The following is a 20531-nucleotide window of genomic DNA, read 5'->3' as shown; positions in this document are numbered from 1 at the left end:
GTTAATGCGTTGCCCCACCGCCGACTTTCACATCGCCATCCTGCTGCAGGGCAACGGCGATGGCCGTTTCCAGCGCGGCCTGCACCGTCTCTACCGCCATACTGGCTTCGCCGGGATGAGCCGCGGCCTGCTCCGGCAAATACGGAATATGGATAAACCCGCCCTTCGCGCCGCTGCGATGACGCAGGCTGTGCAGCAGGCCGTACATCACGTGATTACAGACAAACGTCCCCGCCGTCTGCGACACCGACGCCGGGATCCCCCGGCTGCGCAGGGCGGTTACGATCGCTTTGATCGGCAGCGTGCTGAAGTACGCCGCCGGCCCGCCGGCAGCGATCGGTACGTCGATCGGCTGCAGGCCTTTATTATCAGGGATCCGCGCATCATCGACGTTGATCGCCACCCGTTCAACGGTGATGTCGACGCGACCGCCCGCCTGGCCAATCGCCAGGGTCAGGACGGGATCCAGCTCATCCAGCGCGGCGTTCAGCGCCGTCAGGGCGTCGCCAAAGACGCACGGCAGCTGCCGCGCCGCCACCGGCTGTCCGCCGATAATAGCGCCATCCAGCCGCTTTACCACTTCCCACGAAGGGTTAACCGCTTCGCCGCCGAACGGCTCAAAACCGGTAATTAACACGCCAGCCATGATCCCTCCTTACAAGAACATCAGGAAATAGAGCAAAAATACGTTCACTATAAGCAGCATAACGCCGGTCGGCACCTGGGCTTTTATGACCGCGTTTTTATCCGGCAGCTCCAGCAGCGCGGCAGGCACGATATTGAAGTTCGCCGCCATGGGCGTCATCAGGGTACCGCAGTAGCCGGAGAACATGCCAATGGCCGCCATCACCGCCGGGTTCCCCCCGTGCTGCAGCACCAGAATCGGGATCCCGACTCCCGCCGTCACGATAGGAAACGCGGCGAAAGCGTTGCCCATCACCATCGTCAGCAGCGCCATTCCCAGGGTATAGACGGCAACGGCGATAAACCGGCTATCTACCGCCAGGTAGTGCTGCGTCAGCAGGGAGATGCTGTTGCCAACGCCGGCGGCGGTAAACAGCAGCCCGAGCACCGCGAGGATCTGCGGCAAAATAAACGCCCAGCCCACCGAATCCAGCAGGCGGCGGGCTTCCTGTAACGGCTGCGCCGCCGTTTCATGGGTCATGCGGATAGCCATCACCAGACCGAGCAGCGTGCCCGCGGTCATCGAAAATAGCGTGATCAGCGTGGCGTGATTGCCCGGGCCAAAGATAGCGACCTGCAGCGAGGGGAGATTATTAAACAGCAGCACGCCGATCACCGTCACCACCGGGATCGCCAGCGCCGGGAAAAACAGCCGGTTGCCAAGACGCGCGGCGCTGGCGGTACGTTCTTCCTGCGAGCGCTGATGATAGCGGCCGAGGCGCACGCCGCCAAAACCGGCGATCAGCGCCAGCACCACCACCACCACGCCAACGCCGATATTAACGGCCCGCTTGTCGCCGACCAGCTCATAGGTCCAGTCGCCAAACAGAAACACCAGGCCATACAGCCCCCAGAACAGGCCGGTTGTCAGCCTGCGCGGGTTGGCCTTATCGCGCCATGACATCACCGCCACCACCAGCAGAACCGCGCCCGCCAGCCAGTACAGCCAGGTTTGCTGAAAATTCATGCGGCACCGCCTTTCGCCTGCCCGGCGTTAACCTTGTCCAGCTCGCGCTGGAGATGGCGGTCGAGGCGCCACAGGCGGGCGGAGTGGATCAGGAAGGCGCAGACCGCCGTTGGGATCCCCCACAGGGCGATATGCAGCGGCTCGGTCTGAATGCCGCCCGACTCCAGCATAAAGTTATGCATAAAGATAATCGCCCCGAAGGCGACGAAAATATCTTCCCCGAAGAACAGGCCCACGTTGTCGGTCGCCGCCGACATCGCGCGCAGACGATAGCGCACCTCGCCGGGCAAGGCGCCGAAGTTTTTCTCCGCCGCCCCTTCCGCCATCGGCGCCAGCAGCGGGCGCACCATCTGCGGATGACCACCCAGGCTAGTGAGGCCCATCGCCGCGGTCACTTCACGAACGAACAGATAGACGATAAGCAGACGACCGGCGGTGGCGCTGCGGATCTTCGCGATCCACGTCTGCGCGCGCTCTTTCAGACCGTGCCGCTCCAGCAGGCCAATCACCGCCAGCGGCAGCAGAAGAATAAACGGCAGGTTGCGGGTATTAAGAAATCCTTCTCCCAGCTTTTCCAGAATGGTCGCGATCGGCATATGCGCCGTCAGACCCGTGATGATCCCGGACACAATAACCACCAGTACCGGGTTAAAACGCAGAACAAATCCGACCACGATCGCAGCAATGCCGATCAGTGGCCAGAGAGATAATGACTCTCCCATAGTTACATCCTGTATGTTGTTGTGAATTGTTGTCTAATGTTAATTGCTTGATAATATTGTTTTTATTCTTCTACTTCCGCACTGACCTGTATATTGCGCCCGGCAAACGCCGCGCGCAAGCGGCGCGCAAAATCCAGCGCGTGCTCGCCGTCGCCGTGCAGGCAGACGGTTTCCGCCACCACGTGCGCCCATTCGCCGGTGATGCTCCGCACCCGGCTGTGCTGCACCATTTCCAGGGTTTGCGCCAGCGACTGCTCTTCGCTCTCGATCAGCGCGCCGGGCTGGGTGCGCGGCACCAGGCTGCCGTCCGCCAGATAGCCGCGGTCGGCGAAGACCTCCTGGCGGGTGGTCAGCTGATAACGATGCCCGGCGCGAATCAGCTCGCTGCCCGCCAGGCCTACCAGCACCAGACCCGCGTCAACGTCATATACCGCTTTGGCGATAGCGTCAGCAAGCTGCGGATCTTTTGCCGCCTGGTTATAGAGCATGCCGTGCGGCTTGACGTGCTGCAGCTCGCCGCCCTGCGCGCGCACCAGCGCCGCCAGCGCGCCGACCTGATACAGCGTTTGCGCATAAACCGTTTCCGGCGGCAGCTGCATCGCCGTACGGCCAAAATTTTCCCGGTCAGGGAAGCTGGGATGCGCGCCCACCGCGACGCCATATTTCAGCGCTTCGCGGACGCACTGCAGCATCATCACCGCATCGCCCGCATGGAAACCGCAGGCGATATTGGCGGAAGAGACCAGCTGCAGCAGCGCGCTATCGTTGGCGCAGCCTTCGCCCAGGTCGGCGTTTAAATCAATCTTCATCGTTCAGTCTCCATGCCAGCTGTTCAAAATAACGTTGTCTGTCGGCGCGCGCCTTCAGCGCCTCCTCCAGGGAGCAGGGAACAAAGTGGATCGGCTGTCCCAGCGGGATCTGCGCCAGCTGGTACATGTCGGCTTCGATAATGGTCGCAATCCGCGGATAGCCGCCGGTGGTCTGCGCGTCGTTCATCAGTACGATGGGCTGGCCATTATGCGGAACCTGTACCACGCCGGGCAGCAGGCCGTGCGAAAGCATCTCGCGGTCGGTCGTCCGCTTCAGCGGTTGCCCCTGCAGACGATAGCCCATACGATTGCTCTGCGGGCTAAGCTGCCACGGCGAGCGCCAGAACGTGTCCTGCGACACGCTATCAAACTCCTGGTACTCGGGCCCGGGCAGCGCGCGGATGCGGTTGCCGATGGGGAGCTGCTTCACGCCGCGCGGCCCGCGGAACTGCTTATCCGATTTCCCCAGCTTCAGCCGGTCTCCGTCCTGCAAACGTCGACCTTCCAGACCACCAATCCCCACTTTCAGATCGGTGCTGCGCGAACCCAGCACCTTCGGCACCGCAATCCCCCCCGCCACCGCCAGGTAGCTGCGCACGCCGTGCTGCGGGTTCTTGAGCACCAGATGCTGCCCGGCCTTGACCGCCGTTCGCCAGCCCACCCATACCGGCTCGCCATCGAGCTTCGCCTCGCAGGCGGCGCCGGTCAGCGCAAACCAGCCGCTGCGTTCAAACTGAATATCCACCTGACCCAGCGTTATCTCCAGCGCCGCGGCATTAGCGCCGTTACCCACCAGCAGATTAGCGGTGACCAGCGCCGGCTTATCCATAGCGCCACAGCGGCTGATGCCCAGCTGACGCAGCCCTTCACGCCCGCCGTCCTGCACCGAGGTATACATTCCGGCGCGGATAATTTTTAACATACGCCCTCCTTTTGCGGCACGAAACGCACTCTGTCGCCGGAACGCAGCAGCACCGGCTCCTTGCGCTTCGGATCAAACAGCGCCAGCGGCGTACGCCCCAGCAGCTGCCACCCTCCGGGCGTCGCCAGCGGATAGATCCCGGTTTGCGCTCCGCCAATACCGACGGACCCGGCGGGCACCAGCAGGCGCGGCTCCGCCCGTCGCGGCATCGCCAGCTGCTCCGGCAGGCCGCCGAAGTACGGGAACCCCGGCTGGAAGCCGAGGAACCACACCACGTACTCCACCGACGAATGCAGCTCAACCACCTGCTTTTCGCTCAGGCCGCTGTGGCGGGCAATTTCTCCCAGATCCGGTCCGTATTCGCCGCCATAAACTACCGGGACCGAGACCTCCCGCGATTCCGGTTCGAGCGTATCGCACTCCTCCCACCAGAGCTGCAGGCGCTCAATCGCGTCCCACGCCGTCTGCTGCGGGTTGCGCAATATCACGGTAATGTTGTTCATGCCCGGGATCGCTTCCACCACCTCGGTATGGCCTACCAGCCGCTGGGCTAACCGCCAGATCCGCTTCTGGCTTTCCAGCGTCACCGGAGGCTCAAGCTCCAGTACGACTGCCGTTTCACCTAATAAATAACAACGCGCTCGCTGCACTTTTGCCTCCGTTCATCAGGCCGGGTTCGGGATATCAATAAACGTGACGTCCAGTTCGGTATTTTCCGTCAGCCATTCGCTTAACGCGCGAATGCCGCCGCGCTCGGTGGCATGGTGCCCGGCGGCGTAGAAATGCAGCCCCTGCTCGCGCGCCGAGTGTATGGTTTGCTCTGAAACTTCACCGGTAATAAACGCATCGACGCCAAAGCGGGCCGCGCTGTCGATAAAGCTTTGCCCACCGCCGGTGCACCAGGCCACGCGGGCGACTTTATCCGGCCCGGTGTCGCCGCACCACAGCGGTTTGCGACCCAGCCGTGCTTCAATCCATGAAGCCAGCTCCAGGCCCGATACCGCCATCGACAGTTCGCCCCACGGTACCAGCGGTTCAATCTCCCCCATCACATTGATGCCGAGCAGCGACGCCAGCTGAGCGTTATTGCCCAGTTCCGGGTGAGCGTCTAGCGGCAGGTGCCAGCCATAGAGGTTAATGTCGTTAGCCAGCAGCGTTTTGAGGCGATTGCGCTTCATGCCGCGAATGACCGGCGATTCGCCTTTCCAGAAGTAGCCGTGATGGACGATCACCGCATCGGCCTCCAGGCGGACGGCTTCATCCAGCAGCGCCTGGCTGGCGGTCACGCCGGTGACGACTTTTTGTATCGTTTCGCGCCCTTCCACCTGGAGCCCGTTGGGGGCGTAATCACTGATGGCCGCGCTATTGAGTTTTTCATTAATCAGTTGTTCCAGTTCACTATTTTTCATTGCCGTTCCACCAGGTCATCGTTCTATGCAAAGGAATAACATAACGGTATCCGTCCGGTCAGTCGATAGTTCTGCCGCTTCGCCGTCCATTTTGACTTTTCGCGAAATCCCGCAATTTGTCTACTCCCTCGTTCGCGCATTCGTGTATATTTATGCACTATTACAGCATATTAAATAACCAGAAAGCCCATAAGGCCATGAATATCGCTAGTTAATGGCTATTCATGCAGAAAGATCGACTTTCTTTTTTACGGCAGGACAAGGCATTACATGAACACACAATCCTCACAGCCGCGGGCGATTTATTACGTCGTCGCGCTGCAAATCTGGGAATATTTCAGTTTTTACGGCATGCGCGCGCTGCTGATTCTTTATCTCACCAACCAGCTCAAGTATGACGATAATCATGCTTATGCGCTGTTCAGCGCCTACTGTTCTTTAGTCTACGTCACGCCGATTCTCGGCGGCTTCCTGGCCGATAAGCTGCTGGGCAACCGCATGGCGGTGATGCTCGGCGCGTTGCTGATGGCCATCGGCCATCTGGTGCTCGGCGCCAGCGAAATCGCCCCTACCTTCCTCTATCTGTCGCTGGCGATTATTGTCTGCGGCTACGGGCTGTTTAAATCCAACGTCAGCTGCCTGCTCGGCGAGCTGTATGAACCCACCGACCCGCGCCGCGACGGCGGTTTTTCGCTGATGTACGCGGCGGGTAACGTCGGGTCTATCATTGCGCCAATCGCCTGCGGCTACGTGCAGGAGGAGTACAGCTGGGCGATGGGCTTCGCGCTGGCGGCCGTCGGCATGATCGCCGGGCTGGTGATTTTCCTCAGCGGCAATCACCATTTCCGCCACACCCGGGGCGTCAATCGCGAAGCGCTGCGGGCGCGGAGTTTCGTCTTACCAAACTGGGGCTGGCTGCTGGTGCTGCTGATCGCCGCGCCGCTGCTGATCACCGTGCTGTTCTGGCAGGAGTGGTCGGTTTACGCGCTGATTGTGGCGACGGTTATCGGCCTGGCGGTACTGACGCGGATCTACCTGCGGGCGGAGACCGCCAGGCAGCGTAAAGAGCTGCGGCTGATTATGGTGCTCACCTGCTTCAGCCTGCTGTTCTGGGCCTTTGCGCAGCAGGGCGGCAGCTCCATCAGCCTCTATATCGACCGTTTTGTTAATCGTCATTTTATGGGCTATGAGATACCGACCGCGATGTTCCAGTCGGTGAACGCCTTTGCGGTGATGCTCTGTGGGGTGGTGCTGGCGTGGCTGGTGAAGGAGAATATTAACGGCAACCGTACCGTGCGCATCTGGGGCAAATTCGCGCTGGGCCTCGGCCTGATGAGCGCCGGTTTCTGTATCCTGACCCTCAGCGCACGCTGGTCGGCGGCTTACGGACAATCTTCAATGCCGCTGATGGTGCTGGGCCTGGCGGTGATGGGCTTCGCCGAGCTGTTTATCGACCCGGTGGCGATGTCGCAGATTACCCGTATTGAGATCCCCGGCGTGACCGGGGTGCTGACCGGTATTTATATGCTGCTCTCCGGCGCTATCGCTAACTATCTGGCAGGCGTGATTGCCGATCAAACCTCGCAGGGGTCGTTCGACGCCGCCGGGGCCGTCAACTACTCGATCAACGCCTACATTGAGGTGTTCAGCCAGATAACCTGGGGCGCGCTGGCCTGCGTCGGCCTGGTGCTGGCTATCTGGCTGTATCACGCCGTTAAGATCCGGACTCGTCGCCTGGCGATGGAGTCTTAAGCTCTCTGGCGGCTTCCCAGGCCGCCAGCGTCGCCAGCCGCGCCTGCTTGTGGTCAACAATCGGGCGCGGATAATCCAGCGTTACGCCCTGTTTCTCCGCCCACAGCCACGGTTGATGCACCGCTTTTTCAGGTACCCCGGCCAGCTCCGGCAGCCATTGACGAATAAACTGCCCCGCTTTGTCGAAGCGCTCTCCCTGGGTCGTCGGGTTAAAAATACGAAAATAGGGCGCGGCATCGGTACCCGTTGAAGCCGCCCACTGCCAGCCGCCGTTATTCGCCGCCAGATCGCCATCAATAAGTTGTTCGATAAAGTAGCGCTCGCCCAGCCGCCAGTCGATGCGCAGGTCTTTTACCAGAAAACTGGCGACAATCATCCGCAGGCGGTTATGCATCCAGCCGGTCGCATTAAGCTGACGCATCGCGGCGTCGACAATCGGGAAGCCGGTTTGCCCGCGCTGCCAGGCCTGAAGCGCGGATTTATCGTCCAGCCACGCCACGTTATCGGTCCAGTCGATAAAAGGCCGCCCCTTACACAAGTTTGGGTAGTAAACCATCAGGTGACGATAAAACTCGCGCCAGATAAGCTCGTTGAGCCATACCGATCCGGCTTCGCCATCCAGCGCCCGCGGCTGCTCAACCCGCAAACGGTGCAGGCACTGGCGCGGTGAGAGCGCGCCCACCGCCAGGCACGGCGACAGTCGGCTGGTCCCCTCGATGGCGGGAAGATCGCGCTGCTGCTCATAGTCGGCGGCCTTTTGCTGGCAGAAGCCGCGAAGCCGGGCGATGGCGCTTTTTTCATCCGCGGCGAACAGCTCGCTATCAAATGGCGTCTGCGGATAATCTATTTTCACTTCAGACGCCGCAGCGATGGGCCCGCCCGCGCGGACTTGCGGCGCGGCGACGCACTCCGGCAGCGCTTCCTGCAAACGGCGAATAAAGGCATTTTTAAACGGCGTAAAGACCTTATACATTTCACGACTGCCGGTCAGTACGCTGCCCGGCGGCAGCAGAACGCTGTCATCAAAGCCCTGACAGGTCACCTCCGCTAAGGTTTTCTCCACCGCCGCATCGCGCTGGCGTTCATTGATTTCGTACTGGTAGTTGTAAAACAGATGGGTCACCTGCCGCTGCCGGCAAATGCTGGCGAGCAGCGCCACGCTGGCGGTGAAATCTGCGGCATGTTCAATCTGCAGCGGGATCCCCTTTTCGGCCAGCGCCGCTTGCAGGCTGTGAAGGTGGCTGACCATAAACGCCGCCTGGCGCGGCGCCATACCGTGCTGGCGCCATTGCCCAGGCGTGGCGATAAATAATCCCAGCACCTCGGCATCGGGATCGCGGCAGGCGGCGGCGAGCGCCAGGTTATCGTGGATGCGCAAATCCGCGCGAAACCAGACCAGATGGGTGGCCATAGCATTCCTTTCATCATGAAAATTGATAAGTTCGACTTATATTTAACCCTCCCGCAGGCTTAACCTTCGGGGAGTGAATAAGTGTAAGCCACTCATGGCAAAAAAAAACCGCCGGGTAAACCGGCGGCATGATGATAAGGCAATCTGTTGGCACGCTGTGCCGGGGAAAACAGGGTAAATAAACTAGGATATCAAGCCATTAGCCCGTTTTCGCAGCGCGCGCCCGCTGAGCCATAAACCGTTATTAATAAAAATCTGCGGAGACTTTTTCAGCCTGCGCCAGCCATACCGGCTGTTCGCTGGTTTTCGCCCACACGCGGTGCAGCCAGCTGTAAAAACGGGCGCGATCTTTCCAGAACAGCATTACCGGCAGCGCCAGCACGCCAGCCGCCACGGCGAAAGCGCGACGCGCAAAGATGATATGAGCAGGATAAGTTTTGTACAACGCCATAATTTCTCTCCCCTTTGTCAGGCCGGCAAGCAAAGCCGGTAAAGTTAATCTGTTTCTCTGCTTAAAATAGTACCGCTTTGGCTGTAATTTTACTACTCATCCGACCACTAAAAAGCACGCATTTAGCCTTTATTTACATTCACCCGGTAACTTAGTTACAAAAAGGTTAAATTAATACTAATCATTAGTTAAATTGTGGTCTTGGCGATTTTTATATTTTTTTTACACCCCCGCCGCTGATTTTTGCGAAATCTTTGCGCCCGACTGCCTATTCTCCTCGTAAATCAAAAAGACACCCGGAGGTGGATTGTGAGTGCAGGCGTAATCGCTGGCGTAGCGCTGGTGTTCCTGTTGCTGGTTTATCTGGTTTATGCCCTGATACACGCGGAGGCATTCTGATGGCCGCTCAAGGATTTTTACTCATCGCGAGCTTTATTCTGCTGCTGATGATCCTGGCTCGTCCGCTGGGCACGGCGCTGGCGACGATGATCAATGATGCCCCGCTACCGGGCCTGGCCGGCATCGAACGCGGTTTATGGCGGGCGGCGGGCATTCGTTCGCAGGAGATGAACTGGTATCAATATTTATTCGCTATTCTGCTGTTTAACGCGCTGGGTCTGCTGGTCCTGTTCACGCTGCTGATGTTCCAGGGCTCGCTGCCGCTCAATCCGCAGCACCTGCCCGGCCTGTCGTGGGACCTGGCGCTGAATACGGCGGTGAGCTTTGTCAGCAACACCAACTGGCAGGCCTATGCCGGTGAAACCACCATGAGTAGCCTTAGCCAGATGGCCGGGCTGGCGGTGCAAAACTTCCTCTCCGCCGCCACCGGCATCGCGGTGATCTTTGCCCTTACCCGCGCTTACGCCCGGCAGAAAGTCAGCACCCTGGGCAACGCCTGGGTCGATCTGACCCGCATCACCCTCTGGCTGCTGCTGCCCATTTCGCTGCTCATCGCGCTGTTCTTTATTCAGCAGGGCGTGCCGCAGAGTTTTTCCCCGAATCAGGGCTTTACCTCGCTTGAAGGGGTGCGCCAGATGCTGCCGATGGGGCCGGTGGCTTCACAGGAAGCGATCAAAATGCTGGGTACTAACGGCGGCGGCTTCTTTAACGCCAACTCAGCGCATCCGTTTGAAAACCCAACCGCGCTGACCAACCTGGTGCAGATGCTGGCGATCTTTCTCATCCCGGCGGCGCTGTGCTTCGCTTTCGGCGAGGTGGTGGGCGATCGCCGTCAGGGACGGGCCATTCTATGGGCGATGACGCTCATCTTCATCGTCTGCGTGGCGGTAGTGATGTGGGCGGAAACCCGCGGTAACCCGCATCTGCTGAGCCTTGGCGCCGACAGCAGTATCAATATGGAAGGCAAAGAGAGCCGGTTCGGTATTCTCGCCAGCAGCCTGTTTGCCGTGGTCACCACCGCCGCGTCCTGCGGGGCGGTCAACGCCATGCACGACTCCTTTACCGCGCTGGGCGGAATGGTCCCCATGTGGCTGATGCAGATAGGCGAAGTGGTCTTCGGCGGCGTCGGCTCGGGTCTGTACGGCATGCTGCTGTTCGTGATGCTGGCGGTATTTATCGCCGGGCTGATGATTGGCCGCACCCCGGAGTACCTCGGGAAGAAAATTGACGTCCGCGAAATGAAAATGATTGCGCTGGCGATCCTCGTGACCCCGACGCTGGTGCTCCTCGGCACGGCGCTGGCGATGATGACCGAAGCCGGTCGCGCGGGCATGTTCAACCCCGGGCCACACGGCTTCAGCGAAGTGCTGTACGCCGTCACCTCGGCGGCCAACAACAACGGCAGCGCCTTTGGCGGCCTCAGCGCGGCGACGCCGTTCTGGAACCTGCTGCTGGCGTTCTGCATGCTGGTTGGCCGCTTCGCGGTCATTATCCCGGTGATGGCGATTGCCGGTTCGCTGGTAACGAAGAAAATTCAGCCCGCCGGCAGCGGCACGCTCGCCACCCATGACGCGCTGTTTATCGGCCTGCTGATCGGCACCGTGCTGTTGGTTGGCGCCCTGACCTTTATTCCCGCGCTGGCGCTCGGCCCGCTGGCGGAACACTTTTCCTTACTTTAAGCGATTGCGGAGCAACCTGTTATGAGTCGCAAATCATTAGCCCTGCTGGAGCCGACGCTGGTGCGTCAGGCCCTGCTGGACGCCGTGAAAAAACTGAGCCCTGCCGTACAGTGGCGTAACCCGGTGATGTTTATCGTCTGGATTGGCAGTCTGCTCACCACCCTGCTGGCTCTTGCCATGGCAAGCGGGCAGATCGCCGGCAGCGCCGGATTTACCGCCGCCGTTAGTCTCTGGCTGTGGTTCACCGTCCTGTTCGCCAACTTCGCCGAAGCGATGGCGGAAGGCCGCAGTAAAGCGCAGGCTAACAGCCTCAAAGGGGTCAAAAAGACCGCCTTTGCCCGTAAGCTGCGCGCGCCGCAGCACGATGCGCAAATTGACCACGTCCCCGCCGAAGAGCTGCGTAAAGGCGACGTGGTGCTGGTCGAGGCGGGGGATATTATTCCCTGCGATGGCGAAGTTATCGAAGGCGGCGCGTCGGTGGATGAGAGCGCCATTACCGGTGAATCCGCGCCGGTTATCCGCGAGTCCGGCGGCGACTTCGCCTCGGTGACCGGCGGGACGCGTATTCTCTCCGACTGGCTGGTGATCCGCTGCAGCGTCAACCCCGGCGAAACCTTCCTTGACCGGATGATCGCCATGGTTGAAGGCGCCCAGCGCCGCAAGACGCCGAACGAAATCGCGCTGACTATCCTGCTTATCGCCCTGACCCTGGTGTTCCTGCTGGCCACCGCCACCATCTGGCCCTTCTCCGCCTGGAGCGGTAACGCGGTCAGCGTCACGGTGCTGGTGGCGCTGCTGGTGTGCCTGATCCCCACCACTATCGGCGGCCTGCTGTCGGCCATCGGCGTCGCCGGGATGAGCCGCATGCTCGGCGCGAACGTGATCGCCACCAGCGGCCGCGCGGTTGAAGCGGCGGGCGACGTCGACGTCCTGCTGCTGGACAAAACCGGCACCATTACCCTCGGCAACCGCCAGGCTTCGGCATTCCTGCCTGCGCAGGGCGTGGAAGAGAAAACCCTTGCCGATGCCGCCCAGCTGTCGTCGCTGGCCGACGAAACGCCGGAAGGCCGCAGCATCGTGGTGCTGGCAAAACAGCGCTTTAATCTGCGCGAGCGCGATCTGCAATCGCTGCATGCCACCTTCGTGCCGTTTACCGCCCAGACCCGGATGAGCGGCATCAACATCGACCAGCGGATGATCCGCAAAGGTTCCGTGGATGCCATTCGCCGCCACGTTGAGGCCAACGGCGGTCACTTCCCGGCCGACGTCGATAAACAGGTTGAAGACGTGGCGCGTCTTGGCGCTACGCCGCTGGTGGTCGCCGAAGGCGAACGCGTGTTGGGGATTATCTCGCTGAAAGATATTGTTAAAGGCGGCATCAAAGAGCGTTTTGCCCAGCTGCGTAAAATGGGGATTAAGACGGTGATGATCACCGGCGATAACCGCCTGACCGCCGCCGCTATCGCCGCGGAAGCGGGCGTGGACGACTTTCTCGCCGAAGCGACGCCGGAGGCCAAGCTGGCGTTGATCCGCCAGTATCAAGCGGAAGGACGGCTGGTGGCGATGACCGGCGACGGCACCAACGACGCCCCGGCGCTGGCGCAGGCCGACGTGGCGGTTGCGATGAACTCCGGTACCCAGGCGGCGAAAGAGGCGGGCAATATGGTGGATCTCGACTCTAACCCCACCAAACTGATCGAGGTCGTACATATCGGTAAACAGATGCTGATGACCCGCGGTTCGTTAACCACTTTCAGTATCGCCAACGACGTGGCGAAGTATTTCGCCATCATTCCGGCCGCCTTTGCCGCCGTCTATCCGCCGCTGGCGATGCTTAACGTGATGCATCTGCACTCGCCTTCTTCGGCGATCCTGAGCGCGGTGATTTTTAATGCGCTGATTATCATCTTCCTGATCCCGCTAGCGCTTAAGGGCGTGAGCTATAAGCCGCTGACGGCCTCGGCGATGCTGCGCCGCAACCTGTGGGTCTACGGCCTGGGCGGACTGCTGGTGCCCTTTATCGGTATCAAAGCGATCGACCTGTTATTGACCCTGACCGGGCTGCTGTGAGGAAAAAACCATGTCATTCATTCGTCCTGCTGTTGTGCTGTTTATTCTGTTAACGCTGCTCACCGGCGGCGTCTATCCGCTGTTAACCACCGCGCTGGGACAGTGGTGGTTCCCGCAGCAGGCCAACGGCTCGCTGGTGCGGATTGACGGCGAAGTGCGCGGTTCCCGCCTTATCGGGCAGAACTTTACCGCGCCGGGCTACTTCCAGGGCCGCCCTTCCGCGACGGCGGAGATGCCGGATAACCCGCTGGCGTCCGGCGGCAGCAACCTCGCCGCCAGCAATCCGGCGCTGGACAAAGCCATCAGCGAACGGGTGCAGACCCTGCGCGCCGCCAATCCGGACGCCAGCGCAACGGTTCCGGTGGAGCTGGTGACCGCCTCGGCGAGCGGACTGGATTACAGTCTGACGCCTGCCGCCGCTCTGTGGCAGGCGCCGCGCGTCGCCAAAGCGCGCCAGCTTAGCGTGGAGCAGGTCACGCAGTTGGTGAACGAGGCAACGCAAAAACCGTTGCTCAGTTTTCTCGGCCAACCTGTGGTAAATATACTGCAGCTGAATATGTCGCTGGATGCCCTGAAGGATAAGTAAAAATGAGTGACGAGCCGCTGCGTCCGGACCCTGACCGCCTGCTGCAACACGCCGCCGCCCCGCATCGCGGTAAGCTAAAGATATTTTTTGGCGCCTGCGCCGGGGTCGGTAAAACCTGGGCGATGCTGGCGGAAGCGCAGCGGCTGCGCGCCCAGGGTCTGGATATTCTGATTGGCGTGGCGGAAACCCACGGACGCAAAGAGACGGCGGCGATGCTTGAGGGGCTCAGTACCCTGCCCCAGCGCCGCCTTTCCCACCGCGGGCGCTACGTAAAGGAGTTTGACCTTGACGGCGCGCTGGCTCGTCGCCCGGCGCTGATTCTGGTCGATGAGCTGGCGCACAGCAACGCGCCCGGCTCGCGTCATCCTAAACGCTGGCAGGACGTCGAAGAGCTGCTGGAAGCCGGCATTGACGTATTTACCACCGTTAACGTCCAGCACCTCGAGAGCCTGAACGATGTCGTCAGCGGCATCACCGGCGTGCAGGTTCGCGAAACCGTCCCGGATCCGTTTTTCGACGCCGCCGACGATGTGGTGCTGGTGGACCTGCCCCCCGACGATCTGCGTCAGCGGCTCAATGAGGGAAAAGTCTATATCGGCGGCCAGGCCGAGCGGGCCATCGAGAACTTCTTTCGCAAGGGCAACCTCATCGCCCTGCGCGAGCTGGCGCTGCGCCGTACCGCCGATCGGGTCGATGAGCAGATGCGCGCCTGGCGCGACCGTCAGGGCCAGGAAAAAGTCTGGCATACCCGCGACGCCATTTTGCTGTGCATCGGCCATAACACCGGCAGCGAAAAGCTGGTCCGCGCCGCCGCCCGGCTGGCGGCCCGGCTGGGGAGCGTCTGGCATGCGGTGTATGTTGAAACCCCCTCTCTGCACCGCCTGCCGGAGGCGAAACGGCGGGAGATTCTCGCCGCGCTCAGGCTGGCGCAGGAGCTGGGCGCGGAAACCGCCACCCTCGCCGATCCTTCTGAAGAGAAGGCCGTTCTCCACTACGCCCGCGAACATAATCTCGGCAAGATAGTGATTGGCCGCCAGCAGAAAAGGCGCTGGTGGGATCGCAGCGGCTTCGCCGATCGCCTGGCCCGTCACGCACCGGATCTCGACCTGGTGGTGATAGCGCTGGATGAGAAGGCCGCCTCCCTGCCGGCGCGCGCCAGCGATAGCCGGACGGCGATGGAAAAATGGCGTTTGCAGCTCCAGGGTTGCGTCGTCGCCATCGCCCTGTGCGCGGTTATTACCGTCGTCGCCATGCAGTGGCTGATGGCCTTTGAGGCCGCCAACCTGGTGATGCTGTACCTGCTCGGCGTGGTAATTATCGCCCTTCTGTACGGCCGCTGGCCGTCGGTACTGGCGACGGTGATTAACGTGGTCAGCTTCGACCTGTTTTTTGTCGCGCCGCGCGGCACGCTGGCGGTTTCTGACGTGCAGTATCTGCTGACCTTTGGCGTGATGCTAACCGTCGGGCTGCTTATCGGCAACCTCACCGCCGGCGTACGCTACCAGGCGCGGGTGGCGCGCTACCGCGAACAGCGCACCCGGCATCTGTACGAAATGTCAAAAGCGCTGGCTGTGGGCCGCAGCCGTGAAGATATCGCCGCCACCAGCGAGCGGTTTATCGCCTCAACGTTTCAGGCGCGCAGCCAGCTGCTGCTGCCCGATGAAACATTAAGACTCACGCCGCTGACGCAGCCCGCGGCGGCAATCACCTGGGATGACGCGATTGCCCGCTGGAGCTTTGATAAAGGCCAACCCGCCGGTGCGGGCACCGATACGCTTCCCGGAGTGCCCTACCAGATCCTGCCGCTGAAAAGCGCCACCCGCACCTGGGGACTGCTGGTCGTGGAGCCGGCCAACCTGCGCCAGCTGATGATCCCCGAACAGCAGCGCCTGCTGGAAACCTTCACCCTGCTGGTCGCCAGCGCGCTGGAACGGCTGGCGCTCACCGCCAGCGAAGAGCAGGCCCGGCTGAACAGCGAACGGGAAAGCCTGCGCAACTCGCTGCTGGCGGCGCTGTCCCACGATCTACGGACTCCGCTTACGGTGCTGTTTGGCCAGGCGGAGATCCTGACGCTCGATCTCGCCAGCGAAGGATCGAAGCACGCGCCGCAGGCCAACGAGATACGCCAGCACGTGCTCAATACCACCCGCCTGGTGAATAATCTGCTGGATATGGCGCGGATCCAGTCCGGCGGCTTTAATTTGCATAAAGAGTGGCTAACCCTGGAAGAGGTCGTCGGCAGCGCGCTGCGTATGCTGGAGCCGGGGCTCGGCGGGCGGCATATTCAGCTTGCGCTGCCGGACCCGCTGCTGCTGGTTCACGTCGACGGTCCGCTTTTTGAGCGGGTACTGATTAATCTTCTGGAAAATGCGGTGAAATACGCGGGAGTACAGGCGCAAATCGGCATTACCGCGGACGTCGATCCGCACACTTTAGTGCTTGAGGTATGGGATAACGGACCGGGTATTCCCGCCGGGCAAGAACAGGCTATCTTTGATAAATTCGCTCGCGGCAATAAAGAGTCGGCGATCCCCGGCGTCGGGCTGGGGCTGGCCATTTGCCAGGCGATCGTTGAGGTGCACGGCGGGACCATTAGCGCCGCGACGCGCCCGCAGGGCGGCGCCTGCTTCCGTGTTACACTGCCGAGGGAAACGCCCCCTGAACTGGAAGAGTTAGCCGAGGAAATGTGATTAACGTTCTGATCGTTGAAGACGAAAATGCTATCCGCCGCTTTCTGCGCACCGCGCTGGAAGCCGACGGCATGCGCGTATTTGAAGCGGAGACCCTGCAGCGCGGGCTGATCGAAGCCGCGACCCGCAAGCCGGATTTAACCATTCTCGATCTTGGACTACCCGATGGTGACGGCAACGCGTTTATTCGCGAGGTTCGCCAGTGGAGCCAGATGCCGATTATCGTGCTATCGGCGCGCACCGAGGAGCAGGACAAAATCGCCGCGCTTGACGCCGGTGCCGATGACTATCTCAGCAAACCCTTTGGTATTGGCGAGCTGCAGGCGCGGCTGAGGGTGGCGATGCGCCGCCATGCCGGCGCCCAGGCCGACGAACCGCGGGTGCGTTTTGCCGATATTGATGTTGATATCCCCGCCCGCCGCATCGTACGCGGCGATCAGGAGATCCACCTGACGCCGATTGAATTTCGCCTGCTGGCGGTACTGCTCAATAATCCCGGCAAGGTGCTGACCCAGCGGCAGCTGCTCAATCAGGTTTGGGGGCCGAATGCGGTGGAGCACAGCCACTATCTGCGCATTTATATGGGGCACCTGCGGCAAAAGCTGGAGGCCGATCCGGCGCGTCCGCAGCATTTGCTGACCGAAACGGGGATCGGCTATCGGTTTATGCCCTAGCCGTTGTCCCCGGCTCGCGCTTCGCTTAGCCGGGCTACGGGTCCGCCATCGTCTGCCAGGCGGTAGCCCGGACAGGCGCGTCAAGCGCCGCCTCCGGGAAATGTGCCGGGCCTCATAAATCAACGCTGTTTCATCCCGGTGGCGCTGCGGTATGACCGGGCTACGTGTTCACCGTCGACTGCGGGCCGGTAGCCCGGATAAGGCGTTTACGCCGCAATCCGGGGAAGGCAGGCGATTATTGTCCGTAGTAGGCCCCTGCCCCGTGTTTACGCAAATAGTGTTTATCCAGCAGCGTCGCAGAGACCGGCTGTTCGTCAATGCTCAGCTGACGGGTCCACATATTCATATAGGCAATCTCCTCCAGCACCACCGCATTATGCACCGCGTTCGCCGGATCTTTTCCCCATGCAAACGGGCCGTGGCCGTGGACCAGCGCGGCGGGCACGCTGAGCGGATCGGTATGCTGCGTGCCCAGCGTTTCAATAATCACGTGACCGGTATTGGTTTCATAATCACCGCGGATTTCATCATCGCTGAGCGGGCGGGTACAGGGGATCGGCCCATAAAAATAGTCGGCGTGGGTGGTGCCCATCGCCAGCAGCGGCCTGCCCGACTGCGCCCAAATCGTCGCGTGGCGCGAATGGGTATGCACAATTCCGCCCACGCCGCTAAACGCCTTATACAGCTCCAGATGGGTCGGCGTATCCGACGAGGGCTTATAGCGCCCCTCCACCACCCTGCCGGTCGCCAGCTCCACCACCACCATATCCTCGGCCGTCATCACGGCGTATTCCACGCCGGAGGGTTTGATTACCACCAGCCCGGCCTCGCGATCGATACCGCTGACGTTGCCCCAGGTAAAGGTCACAAGATGAAATTTCGGCAGCGCCAGATTGGCGTCAAGAACCGCCTGCTTGAGGTTATCCAACATACTTCACTCCTGAATTCACAATGCCTTCATACTGAGGCGGGAGAAACGCCTGCTGGTATTTATCCGTTAGCCACGCTTTAGCGTCGGCTATTCTCTCGCTGTCCCGCCCGTCATTTTTGGCCCACATCTCAATCAGCCAGGCGCCGCGATAGTTCAGCGCCGAGAGCGTACGAAATATCTCGGTAAAATCGACGCAGCCGGTCCCGAATGGCACATCGCGGAACTGCCCCAGCGAAGCGTGGGAAACGGGCTGGGTATCCTTCAAATGAATGGCGGTGATTTTATGAATGCCCTTCCTCAACTCTTCGGGAACATCGTTTTGCCAGGCGCTTAAGTTGCCAACGTCCGGGTAGACGCAAAACCACGGACTGCAAACCTTCCGTTCGAGATCCAGCCAGCGGGAGATATTGCTCATAAAGGCGGTATCCATAATCTCCATCGACAGCATCACCTGCGCTTTCGCCGCTTCAGCCACCGCCCAGTTGATGCCCTCGATAAAGTATTCCCGGGTCTGCGCCGAAGAGGATTCGTAATAGACGTCATAGCCTGCCAGCTGGATGTTGCGAATGCCGACGTGGCTGGCAAAATCCAGCGCATCAAGCATCAGTTCCCGCGCCTTGAGCCGGGTATCGCGATTGACGCTACCAAAGGGATGGCTGCGGTGCGCGGAGAGGCACATGCTCGGCACATCAATGCCGCTGTTAATTTTGTCGGCCACGAACGCCAGCCGCTGCCCCCGGTTCCAGCGCAGCCTGGCCTGGCGCTCGGGGCTTTCGTCAACGGAGATTTCAATAAAATCAAACGCCAGGCCCGCCGCCATTTCAAAGCGTTTCGGCCAGTCCAGCGCCGCGGGGAGCGCTTTTTCGTAGATGCCAAGTCTGGGTTTCATTGCGCCGCTCCCGTCGCCCTGGAGAGGCTTTGCGCGACCGCTAAGTAACGGGCGTAGCCTTCACGCAGCTGCTGATGCCGATTGCTGTCGGGTTGATAGCAGACCACCTCGGGCTGCGTGGCGGCAATCGCTTCGCTGAAGTTAGCGTAGGCGCCGCTGCCGGCCGCGGCGCACAGCGCGGCGGCTCGACAGCCGGCCTGTTCGATATCCACCACTTCCAGCGGAAGATTGGCCGCATCGGCGTACATCTGCGTCCAGCCTCTCGACTGGCTCGGCCCGCCGGTAAAGCGAATTTTTTGAATATCCCGATTGAGTTCAATAATGCGGTCCTGATGCACCAGGTGAGAAAAAACGATGCCGCGATAGATGGCCGCAATAATATCCTTTTTCGTATGATGCCCCGCGAGGCCCACTAGCGCGCCGGGCAGATCCATCGCCAGATTGGAACCGAACAAATAGGGTAAAAAAATGAGGTTACTGTCGGTATCTTGCGCAATCCAGCTTTCGAAATGGTCGTAGCAGCGGTCATCGTCAGGGAAAAACTGCTTCACAAACCAGGAGAGATTGCTCGCCGAAGTGGGGCTGCCCTCGTGAACGAAGTATTTGCCCGGAATGCAGTATTTCCCCCAGATGTAGGGAAAGTCGCTGGCAATAATGCTATCCGTCACCGAGGTGGCGATACTCCAGGTGCCGGCCACCGCGCTCAGGGTATCCGCCCGGTCAATCCCCGAGGAGACGGCGGAGGCTACCACGTCGAAAAAGCCGCCGAAAACCGGCGTCCCCGGGCACAAACCGCAATCCAGCGAGGCCTGCAGGGTAATGTGGCCCACGCAGTCCGTCGAGTTCACCACCGGCGCGGTTTTATCCGCCACTTCCTCAATGCCAAACAGCGCCATCATGTCGCGGTCATAGCGGGAGGTAAACTGGTTATAAAAATTGCTGCCGGAAATATTGGTGATCTCCGCCGTCGCCTCGCCGGTCAGGCGGAAACGAACGTAGTCGTGCACCATTAAAACGGCGTCGATCCTGTCGTAATTGGCCGGCTCATGCGCTTTCAGCCACGCCAGTAGCGACACCGGATGTCCGGTCCACAGCTGCTGCAATCCTTTTGGGTATGCCAGCTTGTCTATACCTTCGCGATACCATTTTTTGACAAACGCCAGCGCCCGGGTATCGGATGAGATAATCCCGTTGCGCACCGGCTCGCCTTTTTTGTCAATCGCGTAGAGCCCTTTGCCGTGCGAGGAGAAACCGATCCCGCCGATGCTTAGCGGCGGCACCTGGCTTTCATACAGCGCTTTTTTTATCACGCTGCAAACGGTGTCCCATAGCTCATGCATGTTCCGCTCGGTAAAGCCCGGCTGTTCGGATAATACCTGCGCATATTGCGACGCCACGTGAATCTCTTGCCCTAACTCATTATATATACCGGCTTTGGTGACCGTACCACCGATATCAACCCCGATAAAATTCATATCCCTTCGCC

19 protein-coding genes are annotated in these 20531 nt (G+C 60.6%); 7 read left to right on the top strand and 12 right to left on the bottom strand.

Features of this window, described 5'->3' with window-relative positions:
* Window position 1: 1 nt before the first annotated feature.
* The 7 genes from pcp to ABLU67_RS24820 all read right to left on the bottom strand — a co-directional run bounded on the left by pcp (window position 2) and on the right by ABLU67_RS24820 (window position 5513).
* Entirely contained in the window at window positions 2-646 is a 645-nt protein-coding gene (gene pcp, locus ABLU67_RS24850; protein ID WP_014228439.1) for a pyroglutamyl-peptidase I, read from the bottom strand.
* 9 nt (window positions 647-655) lie between these two features.
* Entirely contained in the window at window positions 656-1651 is a 996-nt protein-coding gene (locus ABLU67_RS24845; RefSeq protein WP_025106370.1) for a DUF979 domain-containing protein, read from the bottom strand.
* Window positions 1648-2373 carry a DUF969 domain-containing protein gene (locus ABLU67_RS24840; RefSeq protein WP_004130515.1) on the bottom strand — a complete coding sequence of 242 codons (726 nt, stop codon included), beginning with the start codon at window positions 2371-2373 and terminating at the stop codon, window positions 1648-1650. Before ABLU67_RS24840 ends, ABLU67_RS24845 begins: the two co-directional genes overlap by 4 nt.
* Before the next feature lie 62 nt (window positions 2374-2435).
* Window positions 2436-3182, bottom strand: a complete 747-nt coding sequence (gene pxpA, locus ABLU67_RS24835; protein ID WP_025106372.1) for a 5-oxoprolinase subunit PxpA — start codon at window positions 3180-3182, stop codon at window positions 2436-2438.
* Window positions 3172-4104, bottom strand: a complete 933-nt coding sequence (gene pxpC / locus ABLU67_RS24830) for a 5-oxoprolinase subunit PxpC (RefSeq protein ID WP_009651642.1) — start codon at window positions 4102-4104, stop codon at window positions 3172-3174. The genes pxpA and pxpC overlap by 11 nt, the downstream gene beginning before the upstream one ends.
* Window positions 4098-4754, bottom strand: a complete 657-nt coding sequence (gene pxpB, locus ABLU67_RS24825) for a 5-oxoprolinase subunit PxpB (RefSeq protein WP_004848901.1) — start codon at window positions 4752-4754, stop codon at window positions 4098-4100. The genes pxpC and pxpB overlap by 7 nt, the downstream gene beginning before the upstream one ends.
* 15 nt (window positions 4755-4769) lie before the next feature.
* Entirely contained in the window at window positions 4770-5513 is a 744-nt protein-coding gene (locus ABLU67_RS24820; protein WP_014228436.1) for a type 2 GTP cyclohydrolase I, read from the bottom strand.
* 270 nt (window positions 5514-5783) lie between these two features.
* Here ABLU67_RS24820 and dtpD point away from each other — a divergent pair, with 270 nt between their 5' ends.
* Complete coding sequence (dtpD, locus tag ABLU67_RS24815) at window positions 5784-7265, top strand: dipeptide permease DtpD (RefSeq protein ID WP_064375132.1); 1482 nt, start codon at window positions 5784-5786, stop codon at window positions 7263-7265.
* On the opposite strand, the gene phrB is transcribed toward dtpD, so the two are convergent.
* Window positions 7228-8676, bottom strand: a complete 1449-nt coding sequence (gene phrB, locus ABLU67_RS24810) for a deoxyribodipyrimidine photo-lyase (protein WP_064358420.1) — start codon at window positions 8674-8676, stop codon at window positions 7228-7230. The genes dtpD and phrB overlap by 38 nt on opposite strands.
* 244 nt (window positions 8677-8920) lie before the next feature.
* The gene (locus tag ABLU67_RS24805) at window positions 8921-9127 is read right to left on the bottom strand and encodes a DUF2517 family protein (RefSeq protein WP_004848892.1); all 207 of its coding nucleotides are present in this window, start codon (window positions 9125-9127) and stop codon (window positions 8921-8923) included.
* Window positions 9128-9436: 309 nt separating this feature from the next.
* Here ABLU67_RS24805 and kdpF point away from each other — a divergent pair, with 309 nt between their 5' ends.
* The 6 genes from kdpF to kdpE are packed head-to-tail and all read left to right on the top strand — an operon-like array spanning window position 9437 to window position 17225.
* Complete coding sequence (gene kdpF, locus ABLU67_RS24800) at window positions 9437-9526, top strand: K(+)-transporting ATPase subunit F (RefSeq protein ID WP_009651669.1); 90 nt, start codon at window positions 9437-9439, stop codon at window positions 9524-9526.
* Window positions 9526-11205, top strand: coding sequence for a potassium-transporting ATPase subunit KdpA (gene kdpA, locus ABLU67_RS24795; protein WP_014837834.1), 1680 nt, complete (start codon window positions 9526-9528; stop codon window positions 11203-11205). Before kdpF ends, kdpA begins: the two co-directional genes overlap by 1 nt.
* A gap of 21 nt (window positions 11206-11226) precedes the next feature.
* On the top strand, window positions 11227-13275 hold the full coding sequence (gene kdpB / locus ABLU67_RS24790) for a potassium-transporting ATPase subunit KdpB (protein WP_004848888.1): 2049 nt from the start codon (window positions 11227-11229) through the stop codon (window positions 13273-13275).
* 10 nt (window positions 13276-13285) lie between these two features.
* Window positions 13286-13861 carry a potassium-transporting ATPase subunit KdpC gene (gene kdpC / locus ABLU67_RS24785; protein WP_025106377.1) on the top strand — a complete coding sequence of 192 codons (576 nt, stop codon included), beginning with the start codon at window positions 13286-13288 and terminating at the stop codon, window positions 13859-13861.
* Window positions 13862-13863: 2 nt separating this feature from the next.
* Window positions 13864-16551 carry a two-component system sensor histidine kinase KdpD gene (gene kdpD, locus ABLU67_RS24780; RefSeq protein WP_200913769.1) on the top strand — a complete coding sequence of 896 codons (2688 nt, stop codon included), beginning with the start codon at window positions 13864-13866 and terminating at the stop codon, window positions 16549-16551.
* Window positions 16548-17225: a two-component system response regulator KdpE gene (kdpE, locus tag ABLU67_RS24775; RefSeq protein ID WP_025106379.1), complete on the top strand. Its 678-nt coding sequence runs from the start codon at window positions 16548-16550 to the stop codon at window positions 17223-17225. The genes kdpD and kdpE overlap by 4 nt, the downstream gene beginning before the upstream one ends.
* A 235-nt stretch (window positions 17226-17460) precedes the next feature.
* Here the strand turns inward: kdpE and araD are convergent, their stop codons facing one another.
* Genes araD through ABLU67_RS24760 form a run of 3 tightly spaced genes read right to left on the bottom strand, consistent with a single transcriptional unit; the run spans window position 17461 to window position 20520 of the window.
* Window positions 17461-18156 carry an L-ribulose-5-phosphate 4-epimerase gene (gene araD, locus ABLU67_RS24770; RefSeq protein ID WP_148849597.1) on the bottom strand — a complete coding sequence of 232 codons (696 nt, stop codon included), beginning with the start codon at window positions 18154-18156 and terminating at the stop codon, window positions 17461-17463.
* Window positions 18146-19045 (bottom strand): L-ribulose-5-phosphate 3-epimerase, encoded by a 900-nt coding sequence (locus ABLU67_RS24765; protein ID WP_025106381.1) that lies wholly within the window; start codon window positions 19043-19045, stop codon window positions 18146-18148. The genes araD and ABLU67_RS24765 overlap by 11 nt, the downstream gene beginning before the upstream one ends.
* Window positions 19042-20520: an FGGY-family carbohydrate kinase gene (locus tag ABLU67_RS24760; protein ID WP_004848873.1), complete on the bottom strand. Its 1479-nt coding sequence runs from the start codon at window positions 20518-20520 to the stop codon at window positions 19042-19044. The genes ABLU67_RS24765 and ABLU67_RS24760 overlap by 4 nt, the downstream gene beginning before the upstream one ends.
* Between the last annotated feature and the right edge of the window lie 11 nt (window positions 20521-20531).

This window comes from Klebsiella sp. GN_Kp190 (genome assembly GCF_040061795.1).
GTDB classification, from domain to species: Bacteria; Pseudomonadota; Gammaproteobacteria; order Enterobacterales; family Enterobacteriaceae; genus Klebsiella; species Klebsiella michiganensis.
Note: the sequence above shows the minus strand (reverse complement) of the source record. Positions and strands in the feature narration are given on the sequence as shown.